This is a genomic window from Pseudomonas sp. MYb193, assembly GCF_002966775.1.
GTDB lineage: Bacteria > Pseudomonadota > Gammaproteobacteria > Pseudomonadales > Pseudomonadaceae > Aquipseudomonas > Aquipseudomonas paracarnis.
In genome coordinates, this window is sequence record NZ_CP023269.1 from 5,001,658 (window position 1) to 5,014,714 (window position 13,057).

General features: G+C 60.9%; 14 protein-coding genes. 7 read left to right on the forward strand and 7 right to left on the reverse strand.

Annotated features, from left to right (window positions below; genetic code table 11):
* Positions 1-599: 599 nt before the first annotated feature.
* Genes CLM72_RS22845 through CLM72_RS22855 form a run of 3 tightly spaced genes read right to left on the reverse strand, consistent with a single transcriptional unit; the run spans position 600 to position 1,974 of the window.
* A complete protein-coding gene (locus CLM72_RS22845) occupies positions 600-815 on the reverse strand; it encodes a DUF1289 domain-containing protein (protein WP_105228314.1) in 216 nt (71 codons plus the stop codon).
* A complete protein-coding gene (locus CLM72_RS22850; protein WP_032895426.1) occupies positions 812-1,336 on the reverse strand; it encodes a gamma carbonic anhydrase family protein in 525 nt (174 codons plus the stop codon). The genes CLM72_RS22845 and CLM72_RS22850 overlap by 4 nt, the downstream gene beginning before the upstream one ends.
* Before the next feature lie 35 nt (positions 1,337-1,371).
* Complete coding sequence (locus CLM72_RS22855; protein ID WP_105228316.1) at positions 1,372-1,974, reverse strand: CoA pyrophosphatase; 603 nt, start codon at positions 1,972-1,974, stop codon at positions 1,372-1,374.
* Between the two features lie 147 nt (positions 1,975-2,121).
* Between CLM72_RS22855 and CLM72_RS22860 the strand changes: the two genes are divergently transcribed.
* The 7 genes from CLM72_RS22860 (at position 2,122) to nagE (ending at position 10,619) form a co-directional block, all read left to right on the forward strand.
* On the forward strand, positions 2,122-2,670 hold the full coding sequence (locus tag CLM72_RS22860; RefSeq protein ID WP_105228318.1) for an NUDIX hydrolase: 549 nt from the start codon (positions 2,122-2,124) through the stop codon (positions 2,668-2,670).
* 36 nt (positions 2,671-2,706) lie between these two features.
* Positions 2,707-3,210: a murein L,D-transpeptidase family protein gene (locus CLM72_RS22865; protein WP_014719790.1), complete on the forward strand. Its 504-nt coding sequence runs from the start codon at positions 2,707-2,709 to the stop codon at positions 3,208-3,210.
* Positions 3,211-3,472: 262 nt separating this feature from the next.
* A complete protein-coding gene (locus CLM72_RS22870; protein WP_105228320.1) occupies positions 3,473-4,219 on the forward strand; it encodes a GntR family transcriptional regulator in 747 nt (248 codons plus the stop codon).
* 22 nt (positions 4,220-4,241) lie between these two features.
* The gene (gene nagA, locus CLM72_RS22875) at positions 4,242-5,348 is read left to right on the forward strand and encodes an N-acetylglucosamine-6-phosphate deacetylase (RefSeq protein ID WP_105228322.1); all 1,107 of its coding nucleotides are present in this window, start codon (positions 4,242-4,244) and stop codon (positions 5,346-5,348) included.
* Positions 5,329-6,351: an SIS domain-containing protein gene (locus tag CLM72_RS22880; RefSeq protein ID WP_105228324.1), complete on the forward strand. Its 1,023-nt coding sequence runs from the start codon at positions 5,329-5,331 to the stop codon at positions 6,349-6,351. The genes nagA and CLM72_RS22880 overlap by 20 nt, the downstream gene beginning before the upstream one ends.
* A 30-nt stretch (positions 6,352-6,381) precedes the next feature.
* Positions 6,382-8,895, forward strand: coding sequence for a phosphoenolpyruvate--protein phosphotransferase (ptsP, locus tag CLM72_RS22885; protein WP_105228326.1), 2,514 nt, complete (start codon positions 6,382-6,384; stop codon positions 8,893-8,895).
* 26 nt (positions 8,896-8,921) lie between these two features.
* On the forward strand, positions 8,922-10,619 hold the full coding sequence (gene nagE, locus CLM72_RS22890; protein ID WP_105228328.1) for an N-acetylglucosamine-specific PTS transporter subunit IIBC: 1,698 nt from the start codon (positions 8,922-8,924) through the stop codon (positions 10,617-10,619).
* 115 nt (positions 10,620-10,734) lie between these two features.
* Here nagE and CLM72_RS22900 read toward each other — a convergent pair whose 3' ends face one another.
* The 4 genes from CLM72_RS22900 to CLM72_RS22915 form a co-directional block, all read right to left on the reverse strand.
* Positions 10,735-10,998, reverse strand: a complete 264-nt coding sequence (locus tag CLM72_RS22900) for a DUF6124 family protein (RefSeq protein ID WP_105228332.1) — start codon at positions 10,996-10,998, stop codon at positions 10,735-10,737.
* A 364-nt stretch (positions 10,999-11,362) separates the two neighbouring features.
* The gene (locus tag CLM72_RS22905; protein WP_105228334.1) at positions 11,363-11,809 is read right to left on the reverse strand and encodes a hypothetical protein; all 447 of its coding nucleotides are present in this window, start codon (positions 11,807-11,809) and stop codon (positions 11,363-11,365) included.
* Positions 11,793-12,431 (reverse strand): DUF6036 family nucleotidyltransferase, encoded by a 639-nt coding sequence (locus CLM72_RS22910; protein WP_105228336.1) that lies wholly within the window; start codon positions 12,429-12,431, stop codon positions 11,793-11,795. The genes CLM72_RS22905 and CLM72_RS22910 overlap by 17 nt, the downstream gene beginning before the upstream one ends.
* 313 nt (positions 12,432-12,744) lie before the next feature.
* Positions 12,745-13,056, reverse strand: coding sequence for an NGG1p interacting factor 3 protein, NIF3 (locus CLM72_RS22915; protein WP_047711711.1), 312 nt, complete (start codon positions 13,054-13,056; stop codon positions 12,745-12,747).
* Position 13,057: the final 1 nt, after the last annotated feature.

Sequence of the window (13,057 nt, forward strand, 5' to 3'; positions counted from 1 at the left end):
GCCTCATCGCAGCATAGGTATCTACACAACTTCGGCACGACGCTAAATCTGTGGCGAGGGAGCTTGCTCCCGTGACGGCCTGGCAGCCGACACAGATATAACTGATGCCCCGCGATCCAATGTGGGAGCTGGCTTGCCTGCGAAGACGGCCTGACAGTCAACACAGTTGGACCGTGTACATATCCATTCCTGAGGTAACGGCCACTTAGGGTTCCGCCCTGACGGCGGCTCACTTTGCAAAAGCGGCAAAGTAAGCAAAACGCTCTTGCCCCACCACTCGGCACCTCGCTTAGGCTCGGTGTGCCCGTAATCCGCCAGTGATTTGGGGGGCCGCCGCCACGCGCCATCCATGGCGCGGGGCGGCTAAACCGGCATCCCTGCCGGTTTACCCCCCAAATCCCTGTCGAATTCCGGCCAGCGTGGTTTAACGGGGCGCCTAAGATCAAAAGCAGATCAAGAGCGGCTCGCTTCGCATCGTGGTTACCGTTGAGCTAACAGAGTTATGTAGATACCTATGCTCATCGCAGGCAAGCCAGCTCCCACATTTGAAGGTACTCACACATCAAGGGTGGGAGCTGGCTTGCCTGCTATAAGGCCTGTCAGGCGCCAGATTTCCCAGGGGTCATCCACACCATCCCACTCGCCACCGCCCGCTCATGGCACAACCCCAGCACCACCCGGCGCTCGGCGTTGTCCATGCGGCTCCAGCGCGTAATCTCATCCACATTGCGCTGGCAGCCGGTGCAGATATCGTCATCATCCAGCGCACAAATGCTGACGCAGGGCGAGGCGACCGGTCGTTCAATCGTGCTCATTCCTGCTGCTCAGCCAGGTCACGGGCATAACGCTGCGAGTTATGCACATAGTGCGCGGCGCTGGCTTCGAGCATGCGCTTTTGCGCCTCGGTCAGCTCACGCACCACTTTGCCTGGCGAGCCCATGACCAGCGAGCCATCGGGAATTTCCTTGCCCTCACCGATCAGCGAGTTGGCGCCGATGATGCAGTGCTTGCCGATCTTGGCGCCATTGAGGATCACTGCGTTGATGCCGATCAAGCTGTAATCGTCGACGGTGCAGCCGTGCAGCATGGCGTTATGACCAATGGTCACGCCGGTGCCGAGGGTCAGCGGGTAACCCATGTCGGTGTGCATCACGCTGCCGTCCTGCACGTTGCTGTTCTTGCCGATCAGGATCAGCTCGTTATCGCCACGCAACACCGCGTTGAACCAGACGTTGGCGCCCTCCTCCAGCTTGACCTTGCCCACCAGCGTGGCATTCGGTGCAACCCAACTGTGGGGATGGGTCTCGACGCGGGCGTCGCCCAGGCGGTATTTCATGGTTTTTCCTCACGGCATGCCATTTGAACGATGGCTTATAGATTGATGAAGCTCTTGGGCGGCTGGTGCAGGCTGATTTTGGCATCGTCATAGAGCAGGTTGATCAGCTCGACGATCATGATTGCCGTCAGCCCCCAGATTTTGTATTCGCCGAACCTGTAGCTTGGCACGTACCAACTACGGCCCTGGTAATCAATGCGGTGGGTATGTTCGCGCGGGTCCTGTCGGAAAAAGTCCAAAGGCACACTGAAAACGGCGGCAATCTCGGCGTCGTTGGCCAGGTATTCGACGTAATCGGGGATCACGCCCACATACGGCGTTACGCGGATGCCGTGCAGGGAAATCAGCGGGCTCAACGGGCCGATGACTTCAACCAGCCCCGGCGGCAGGCCGATTTCTTCTTCGGCTTCGCGCAAGGCGGTAAAGATCAGGTCCGGGTCTTCGGGGTCGCGGCGCCCGCCGGGAAAGGCCACTTCGCCACCGTGGGTCGACAGGCCGCTGGCGCGCAGGGTCAGGATCAGCTCGGGTTCGTCACTGCGGGTAACCGGCACCAGCACCGCAGCCTCGGGGAAACGCCCGTCGGTTTCCAGGGTGTGGGGGGTGTGGTTGCTTACCCGGCGAAGTAGCTCGTCCAGCATGAGTCATCTCGGTCTGTTGGCTACCTTGCATCATGCACCAAAGCGTGCGAGCGCCCAACCCCAAAACCGCAGCGCTGTCGCGAAACGACAACTTGCAGGAACGCCCGGCACCGAGCCAAGATGTGCCCATTGTCCAGGAACCCCAGCATGAATTTCTGCAGCCAGTGCGGCAAACCGGTAACCCAACGCATTCCCGAAGGCGACGCACGCCTGCGCTATGTATGCGACCACTGCTCGACCATTCATTACCAGAATCCCAATATCGTCGCCGGTACCGTGCCGGTATGGGGCGACCAAGTGCTGCTGTGCCGCCGCGCCATCGAGCCACGCCTGGGTTACTGGACCCTGCCCGCCGGCTTTATGGAAAATGGCGAGACCGTCGAACAGGCCGCCATGCGTGAAACCCTGGAGGAAGCCTGCGCCCGGGTGCGCAACCTGAGCCTCTATACCCTGATCAATGTGCCGCACATCAGCCAGGTGCATGTCTTCTACCGCGCCGAACTGATCGACCTGGACTTCGCCGCAGGCCAGGAGAGCCTGGAAGTGAGGCTGTTCGACGAAGCCGATATCCCTTGGTCCGAGCTGGCTTTCCGCACAGTCGGGCGTACCTTAGAATGCTTCTTCGCTGACCGTCGCCAACAGGCGTACCCGGTACGTAGCGAATCAGTGCCACCGCTGTCCAAGCCCGCCCAATAACAAGCCGGCCAATGTCGCCAAAGGGATACCGTTTCAATGCGTTGGTTGCTTGCTCTGATCTGCCTGTCGTTCGCCACGCTGTCCCCGGCCTCCACGGTGCAAACCCTTGGTGGTAAAACGGTCGAGAAAGTCCTGGTACTCAAGTCCGCCCACCAGTTGCAGCTGATCAACGACGGCAAGCCGTTCAAGACCTATCGCATTTCCCTGGGCAAGAACCCCAAGGGCCACAAGCTGATCGAAGGTGACCGCCGCACGCCCGAAGGCCTCTACTGGATCGACTGGCGCAAGACCAGCGACCGCTTCAACCTGGCCATGCACATCTCCTATCCCAATATCAGCGACGCCGCCCGCGCCCGCCGCGAAGGCGTAAAGCCGGGCAGCATGATCATGATCCACGGCACCCCCGACACCGAAGACTACCCGGAACAGTGGTTCCACACCCTGGACTGGACCGACGGCTGCATCGGCATGCGCAATGTGGATATGCGCGAAGTGTGGAACCTGGTCAAAGACGGCACCCTCATCGAGATTCGGCCGTAATCGCGTGCCGTTCGTAAAATAATTCGAAAATAATTCCTGTCCCAGGCAGCACCCGCCGGTGAATACCAGTTCACCGCGCGGGACCCTGCACTTGTGCGCGCAATAAAGACCTCTCTAATACCACTTGATACCAAGCCCCATTAAAGCGCCCTGAAACCGGGATTTGCACCGTTTTGGTAGCATTGACATGGTATTTAAGTGGTATTAGTTTTCGGCCATTACCGGGCGACAACATTCCAATAACGCATCGGAAACCTGACAGATGAATCCCATCCTGGCCCTGCGCCCCGACGACAAGCAGTCCACGCCGCTGTACCTGCAACTGGCCCGCAGCCTTGAAGCAGCAATCCATGCCGGCCAGTGGAAATCCGAGCAGGCCCTGCCTTCGGAACGCGCCCTCAGCGAGCAGTTGAGCATCTCGCGGGTCACCGCCCGTAAAGCGCTGGAAGTGTTGCTGGCTCAAGGGCTGATCCGTCGCAGCCAAGGCTCCGGCACTTTCATTACGCCGCGCCTGGAACAACCCTTGTCGCGCCTGTCGGGGTTCAGCGAAATGCTGCGGCTCAAGGGGTTTGTGCCGTCGTCCCAGTGGCTGGAGCGCGACATAACCCCGCCAACCCACGAAGAACTGATCCGCCTGGGCCTCTCGCCCACCGACAAAGTGGCGCGCCTCAAGCGCCTGCGCAAAGCCGACGACACGGTGATGGCGATTGAAATGACCGCCATGCCGGCCTCGGTGCTGCCCCATCCCCAGGCCATCGGCAATTCGTTGTACGAATACCTGGAAAGCATCGGCAAGCCCATCGTGCGCGCCTTGCAGCATATCCAGGCGATCAATGCCTCGGATGAGTTCGCCGCGCTGGTCGGCATCGCCCCCGGCACCGCCATGCTGCTGATGACCCGCGTGGGCTACACCGCCGACAACACGCCGATTGAGATCACCGACACCTACTGCCGCAACGACTACTACGACTTTGTCGCAGAGCTGCGCCGCCATGACTACTCCGCCTGAATGCGAACTTAGAGAACTGCCCATGACTGAAGACAATATCCTCACGCCCAGCGGCTGGATGCGTGGTCGCCTGGTGCATGAGCACGGCAAGGTTGTCGCCATTGACGGCACGCCGTGCGACCCGGCCGACAACGACCTTCCGTACCTGCTGCCGGGCTTTATAGACCTGCACGTACACGGCGGTGGCGGCGCGGACATCATGGAAGGTGCGGGTGCCTTCGAGACTATCACCCGTACCCACGTACGTTTCGGCACCACCTCGCTGCTGGCCACAACCATGACGGCACCGGTGGAAGAAATCTCCCGCGTGCTCGGTGAACTGGGCAGCTTCTGCGAACAACGCCCCGTGGGCAGTGCGCGGGTGCTGGGCGTGCATTTGGAAGGGCCCTACATTAACCCCGGCAAACTCGGCGCCCAACCCAACTTCGCCCACACCGCGTTGATGCAGGAAGTGGAAGCCTACCTGCGCCTGGCGCCGATCCGGGTGATCACCATCGCCCCGGAAATCGCCGGCCACGACGGCCTGATCCGCGCCCTCAGCCAACGCGGCGTGCGCATGCAGATCGGCCACACCCTGGGCAGCTATGAAGAAGGCGTTGCCGCCCTGGCCGCTGGCGCCACCAGTTTCACCCACTTATACAACGCCATGAGCCCGCTGCATCACCGCGAACCCGGCATCGTCGGCGCCGCGTTGGCCCACGCCCAGTACGCCGAGCTGATCCCGGACTTGCTGCATGTGCACCCTGGTGCCATGCGCGTGGCCCTGCGCTCGATCCCGTGCCTGTACTGCGTGACCGATTCCACCGCCGCCGCCGGCATGCCCGATGGCGAATACAAGCTGGGCAGCCACACCGTGACCAAATGCCTGGGCGGCGTGCGCCTGGCCGACGGCACCCTGGCCGGCAGCACCCTGACCATGGATCAGGCGCTGCGCAACCTGGTGAAAATCGGCCTGCCCATCAGTGAAGCCTCACAACGCCTGTCGCAATTTCCTGCGGACTACCTGGGCCTGGAAGAACGCGGCCGCCTGCAACCGGGCAGCTTTGCCGACTGCGTGCGTCTGGACCGCTCCCTGACACTCACCGACGTAATGGTCGAAGGAGACACCATTGACTTCAAAAATGCTTGAAGAGGCCCTGGCCTCCTGCGACGCCGTCGCGGCCCAACTGCAACGCCTGGACCCGATGCTGGAAGAAGTCGCCGGCCGCCTGCGCCGCCAGCCGCCGCAAGTGGCGATGACCATCGCCCGCGGCAGCTCCGACCATGCCGCCAGTTACTTCGCCTACCTGGCCATGCAACACGTGGGCATCCCGGTGGCGTCGTTGCCGATGTCGGTGGTGACCCTGTTGCAGGCGCCGATGAAAGTCAGCGGCCAGGTGGCGTTTGGTTTCTCCCAATCGGGGCAGAGCCCGGACCTGGTCAACAGTCTGCGCTTGTTGCGCAAGCGTGGTGCCTTGAGCATCTCGCTGGTCAATGCCGAAGACTCACCGCTGGAAGCCGCGTGTGAATTTCATGTGCCGCTGTGCGCCGGGCCGGAACTCAGTGTGGCCGCCACCAAGAGCTTTATCGCCACCCTCAGCGCCAGTGCGCAGTTGATCGGCCACTGGAATCAAGAAGCCGACTTGCTGCAAGCCTGTCAGGCCTTGCCCGAGGGCCTGCGTGACGCCGCCAGACAGGATTGGCGCCTGGCCGTCGACGCCCTCAAAGGCAGCCAGCGCTTGATGGTGATCGGCCGTGGCGCCGGGTTTGCCATCGCCCAGGAAGCCGCGCTCAAGCTCAAGGAAACCTCGGCGATCCAGGCCGAAGCCTTCAGCAGCGCCGAAGTGCGCCACGGGCCGATGGCCTTGATCGACGAAAACTACCCCCTACTGGTGTTCGCCCCACGCGGCGCCGAGCAGGCCGGCCTGTTGAGCCTGGCCGCCGATATGCGCCAACGCGGTGCTCGCGTGTTGCTGGCTGCGCCGGACGATATCGCCGAACGCGACCTGACGCTGAGCCGCGCCGAACACCCGAGCCTGGACCCGATCCTGGCGATCCAGAGCTTCTACGTGATGGCCGCCGGCCTGGCGCAGGCACGGGGCATGGACCCGGACCAGCCGCGCCACCTGAGCAAAGTCACCCGCACGCACTAAAGCGGCGTTTTCCTGATGAGTACCGTGCCCATGCCCAACAACAATAATCCATTGACCTTCAGCGCCCCCTTGAGTGGGCCGGTGCTGGCCCTGAACCGCGTCCCCGACGAAGTGTTCGCCAGCGGCGCCATGGGCGACGGTATTGCTATCGACCCGTTGAACGATTGCCTGCAGGCACCCTGTGACGGCGTGATCATCCACGTCGCGCGCACCGGGCACGCCCTGACCATCCGTGCTGATAACGGTGCCGAAGTACTGATGCATGTGGGCATCGACACCGTGGAGCTCAATGGCGAAGGCTTTGCCTTGCTGGTGAAGGACGGCGCACGGGTGAGCGAGGGTCAGCCGTTAGTGCAGTTTGATCTGGACCGCATCGCGCGCCAGTGCAAGAGCCTGGTGAGCCTGATCATCCTGACCAACAGTGACCGCTTTGAGCTGACGCCAGTGGCGCTGAAGACGGTCAAGATCGGTGAGCCGTTGCTGCAGATTGCTGCGCGCACCACCACTACCGCCCAAGCAGCTGTGGATAACTCCAGCATCGAGGCCAGCGCCAGCGTACGCATTACCCATCGAGGCGGTTTGCATGCACGCCCTGCCGCCCTGATCCGCAAGACCGCCCAGGGTTTCAGCAGCCAGTCGCACCTGCACTTCGCTGATAAATCGGCGTCGTGCGACAGCCTGATTGGCTTGATGGGCCTGGGCATCGGCGAAGGCGACGAAGTGCGGGTGAGTTGCCGTGGCCAAGACGCAGAGGCGGCGTTGCAAGGGCTGGTCGCAGCGCTATCCGTGGCGGTCAGCGAAGCCCATCACGCCCCGGTAGCCACTGCTGCGCCACGTCGCGCCAGTGTGGAAGCCGATGTACTGCAAGGCGTTTGTGCAGCGCCCGGCCTGGTGTGCGGGCCACTGTTCCGCCTGTCCGGCATCGAGCTGCCCGAAGACACCGGCGACCATAGCGCCGACGAACAACAGCAGCGCCTCGACACGGCACTGGAGCAGGTGCGTGACGAAATCCGTAGCACCCTCGACCATGCCCGCCAACGCAAGAATGTCGAGGAAGAAGACATCTTCGCCGCTCACCTTGCACTGCTCGAAGACCCGGCGCTGCTGGAAGCGGCCACCGACGCCATCGCCCACGGCAGCGCTGCCACCCACGCCTGGCGTGATGCGATCCAGGCCCAGTGCGCCGTGCTGTTGGCGTTGGGCAAGCCGTTGTTTGCCGAGCGCGCCAACGATCTTCGCGACCTGCAACAACGCGTATTGCGGGCCTTGCTGGGTGAGGCCTGGCACTTTGAGTTACCCGCCGGCTCGATTGTCAGCGCCCATGAACTGACCCCGTCAGACTTGCTGCAACTGAGTGAACAGCAGGCCGCCGGTATCTGCATGGCCGAAGGCGGCGCCACGTCCCACGTCGCGATTCTTGCCCGAGGTAAAGGCTTGCCCTGCGTGGTCGCACTCGGTGCCGAGGTACTGGATGTGCCTCAGGGCCAACGCGTGGTGCTGGACGCCATCAATGGCCGCCTGGAACTGGCCCCTACCGATGCGCGCCATGCTGAAGTGCACCAGATACGCGACGCGCAAAAACTGCGTCGCCAGCAACAGCAGGCCCAAGCGCAACAACCGGCACGTACCCGCGACGGTGTGAGCATTGAAATCGCCGCCAATGTTGCTTCCAGCAGCGAGGCCCAGGTGGCGTTTGAAAACGGTGCCGATGGCGTCGGCCTGCTGCGCACCGAATTCCTTTTCGTCGACCGCCGTACCGCGCCGGATGAGCAGGAACAGCGCCAGGCTTATCAGGCCGTATTGGATGCCATGGGCGACAAGTCGGTGATCATCCGCACCATCGACGTGGGCGGCGACAAGCAGCTCGACTATTTGCCGCTGCCAATCGAGGCCAACCCGGTGTTGGGCCTGCGCGGTATTCGCATGGCCCAGGTGCGTCCGGAACTGCTCGACCAGCAACTGCGTGCCCTGTTGCTAGTCTCGCCGCTGGCGCGTTGCCGCATCCTGTTGCCGATGGTCAGCGAGGTGGATGAACTGCTGCAGATTCGCCAGCGCCTGGATGAACTGTGCGCCGAGTTGGGTTTGAGCCAGCGCCCCGAACTGGGGGTGATGATCGAAGTGCCCGCCGCTGCGCTGATGGCTGAACAGCTGGCCGAACATGCGGACTTTTTGTCCATCGGCACCAATGACCTGTCCCAGTACACCCTGGCCATGGACCGCGACCACGCAGGCCTGGCCGCGCGCGTCGATGCGCTGCACCCGGCCTTGCTGCGGCTGATCGCGCAAACCTGCGCCGGTGCGGCGAAACACGGGCGTTGGGTCGGCGTGTGCGGTGCGTTGGCCTCTGACCCGCTGGCCACGCCGGTACTGGTCGGCCTGGGCGTCACCGAGCTGTCGGTGAGCCCGCCGCAGATCGGAGAGATCAAGGACCGCGTTCGCCATCTGGACGCGGCGCAATGCCGGCAGCTGAGCCAGGAACTGCTCAACCTGAGCAGCGCCAAGGCCGTTCGCCAAGCCTGTCAACACCACTGGCCGCTGAGCTGAAAACAACAAGAATAGGGAGACACGCCATGTACCAACACTTTATCGAAGGCCTGCAACGCCTGGGCCGCGCCTTGATGCTGCCGATCGCGATCCTGCCGATCGCCGGCTTGCTGCTGCGCCTGGGCGACACCGACTTGCTCAACATCGCGGTGATGCACGATGCCGGCCAGGCGATCTTCGCCAACCTGGCGCTGATCTTCGCCATCGGCATTGCCGTGGGGTTTGCCCGTGACAACAACGGCACTGCGGGCCTGGCCGGGGCGATTGGTTACCTGGTGATGATCTCCACGCTCAAGGTGATGGACACCACCATCAACATGGGCATGCTCGCCGGTATCGCCAGCGGCTTGATGGCCGGTGGGCTGTACAACCGCTTCAAGGACATCAAGTTGCCGGAGTACCTGGCGTTCTTCGGTGGGCGGCGGTTTGTGCCGATTGTCACCGGGTTCAGCGCGGTGGGCCTGGGCGTGATTTTCGGCCTGATCTGGCCCCCGATCCAGCACGGCATCAACAGCTTCGGCGTGCTGTTGATGGAAAGCGGCAGCCTCGGTGCGTTCGTGTTTGGCGTGTTCAACCGCCTGCTGATCGTCACTGGCTTGCATCACATCCTTAACAACATGGCGTGGTTCGTGTTCGGCAGCTTCACCGACCCGGTAACCGGCGCGGTGGTCACGGGCGACCTGACCCGCTACTTTGCCGGCGACCCCAAAGGCGGCCAGTTCATGACCGGCATGTTCCCGGTGATGCTGTTCGGCTTGCCCGCGGCGTGTCTGGCGATGTACCGCAATGCGTTGCCTGAGCGGCGCAAAGTGATGGGCGGGATCTTCCTGTCGATGGCGCTGACCTCGTTCCTCACCGGGGTGACCGAGCCGATTGAATTTGCCTTCATGTTCCTGGCGCCCTTCCTGTACCTGATTCACGCACTGCTCACCGGCCTGTCGATGGCGGTCACCGACCTGCTGAATATCCACCTGGGCTTTACCTTCTCCGGTGGGTTTATCGACATGGTGCTGGGTTGGGGCAAGTCCACCAATGGCTGGTTGGTGGTACCGGTGGGCTTGGCTTACTCGGTGATCTACTACACGGTATTCAGCTACTGCATCCGCCGCTTCAACCTGAAGACGCCGGGCCGTGAAGACATCCAGGTGGTGCAGGCCGAAGCGATGAGTGATAACCAGCGGGCTACGGCTTATATCCAGGCGTTGGGCGGCGCCGAGAACTTACTGAGTGTGGGTGCTTGTACTACGCGGCTGCGCCTGGACATGGTGGATCGCAACAAGGCGGTGGATGCAGAGTTGAAAGCGCTGGGTGCCATGGCTGTGGTTCGGCCGGGTAACGGCGGCAGTTTGCAGGTGGTGGTCGGGCCGATGGCCGATAGCATTGCTGATGAAATTCGCTTGGCGATGCCAGGGTTTGTTGCCGCAGCGCCTGTAGCGGTTGAGCCTGTGGATAAGCCCGTGACGGTGAATGTGCAGGAGGCCGAGAAATGGCTGAATGCGCTGGGTGGCCGGGGGAATGTAAGGTATCTGGAAGCGGTGGCGATGACCCGGCTGCGGGTGGAATTGGGGGATGATTCGCGGTTGTCTGAGGCTCAGCTCACTGCGCTCGGTTGCCAGGGTGTGAGTCAGCTTGAGAGCGGTGTTTGGCACCTGTTGATGGGTGACAAGGCGTCGGGGTTGGGTGAAGCGTTGGAGCGGTTGGTGACTCGCCCGATCAACGCCTGATATCCCCTGTGGCGAGGGAGCTTGCTCCCGTTGGGCTGCGCAGCGGCCCCAAAAATCCTGGGAGCGCTTCGCACTCCAGCGGGAGCAAGCTCCCTCGCCACAGAGTGTGGTGTATTCAGTTACTGGCGGGTACTTCGTGTAGATCCAGTACTCGATCCACCATCAACTGAATGCCCTCCACTATCCGATGAATCCCTAGCACCGCATCACGGTGCGGGCCGTCGATTTCAAAAGCCAGATTACCCGCCAGTGCCTGTACGGATGCCAGGTCTTCGGAGGCGTTGGCGAGCAGGGTTTCGCTGTTCAGGCAGCTTAGGACGGTGAAGATTTGGTCGGTGGGCAGGGAGTCAGATGGGGGATTTGGGCTGTCTTTGATCATGGTAAACCTCTGGTGTGAAGTAAGAACTACCAGCATCACTTGCAGATGATGGGTGGCAGCTGTGTGCGGGCCTGCAAGACCGAGAGTCACCAGCAAGTCTCGGTAGACCCGAAGGTCTCCCGCACACAGCCGCCATAAATGGCGACCATGAAAAAGCGCCGCAATTATAAAGGCGCTTGTGACTAACTGGTGAGGTTTCGGCGGGCTTGCAGTCCCGGTCACTGAATTGGCAGCGACTCGAGAAGGTTAGTTGTGCGAGTTCCGACGGACAACCTGAAAGGCTTGTCGGAAATCTCCGAAAACTGAAGACATCGCAAACAGCAAAAACCCGGACTAAGCCGGGTTCTTTGATAGCTATCTATACCTAGGCAGACGCCGCACGCTGTTCGGCTTCATAGTGGCGGGTCTGAAAAGGCATCAAGGTCTGAACCTTCAAACCCAGCCCCTCACTTAATCCCCAGGACATTGCCAGTTCGTCACAACGACTGCGCAACGCAACAGCGCCTTGGGATTTCACGTATTGCTTTGAGGCTGAGAACAGTTCAAGCGCCTTCAACGCTTCCTTTACCCGACTATCGGTCGCACACGAAAAGCGTGTGAAGCGCTCAAGCAAATAGCCTGCGCGACGAAGCTCTACCTCACTGGAGTGCTCCTGAATGAACGCCCTCACCTCGCCCACAAGATTCGTATCCGAATACCACACAGCTTTCGCTGCACTGACCAAGGCAGCATCATCAGCCTGATTCAAGGGGCTTTTGACCAGTGTGTCCAAGGCGGACGAGAGGACCGGACCGTTAAAGGGCTTCGCCATCTGCAGTCTCCAGATAATCGTGCAAGATATTGGTCAGTATGGATCTGGGTGGCTCTTTGTTGCCAACATACATATCAATCGCCTGCAATGCCAGCTGACGGAGCTCAGCGGTCACTATGAAGCCAGCCCTGAGCAACGCCATGATGTCATCTACATCCTGATCAGTGGCTCTGCCCAATTTGGAGATTGCAATGTCGATAGGCGCAGCTACATGAAGATGCAGCGCAGATTCAAGAGGAAACTCTTCCAGGGGAATACTTCGCTCCCAGTAGTCTTCGTGGAGCGGACCAAAGCTAGTGTTGTATTGGAGGTCATAGTTCAGCTCCATGACACGGCCAGACTGCTCATCGAAAAACTGTTCTGGAAACTCTGCAAGCAATGTTCGTAGGCGCAGCGTGTCCTGAGTATTTGCGCAATAAATCTCCGCATCCACGTCCGTGGACACACGGTGGTGGGTATATAAATGAACAGCACAACCACCGAATACAATGACCTGGACCGCGCCCGGACTGGCGCCTTCGAGCGTCAATTCCATTTCAATGGATCTGAACATTGAAATCAGAGCTTGCCCTAGCGCAGAGCTGGTATTGAGGCGAGGAACAACGAAATCTGGAATTTGCATATTGAATTTCAAACCGTACGCAAGATCATTGCTGGACGGGTCTTGAATTCAAGCCCCGATCACTGAGTTATCAGCGACCGATTGAGGCTAGGGAGACAGGTTCCGAGGGACAACCTGAAAGGCTTGTCGGAAAGTTCTGAGGCGCTTGCGCCGACGCCATCGCAGGCAAGCCAGCTCCCACATGGGATTGATGTATGGTCTGACAACTGGGCCAAATGTGGGAGTTGGCTTGCCTGCGATTGGCATTTACAACCAACAAAAAACCCGCTGACCAAACTGGCCCAGCGGGTTTCTTGTTTACACAATTAACGAATCAAAAATCCGCCAACTGCCACACCTCATACGCAGGTGTCTCATAGGGATGGCTGAGCTTCAACGCAGCCACAGCGGCCACGATCAATTCATCTGCCACCACCAACTCAACCTTCCACTCTTCAACTACTTCAACCTGGCCCACCTGCCCGATAAACGGCTGACTGCCGTCCAAGGCGCGGAATTGGCCCTGGCCCAGCACTTGCCAGGCGCAGCTGTCGTAGTCGCCGATGCGCCCGCCGCCAGCGGTGAAGACGGCGGTTTTCACCGTCTCCACATGGCTGTCGGGCACGAAGAAGGCGAGCTTGTACACG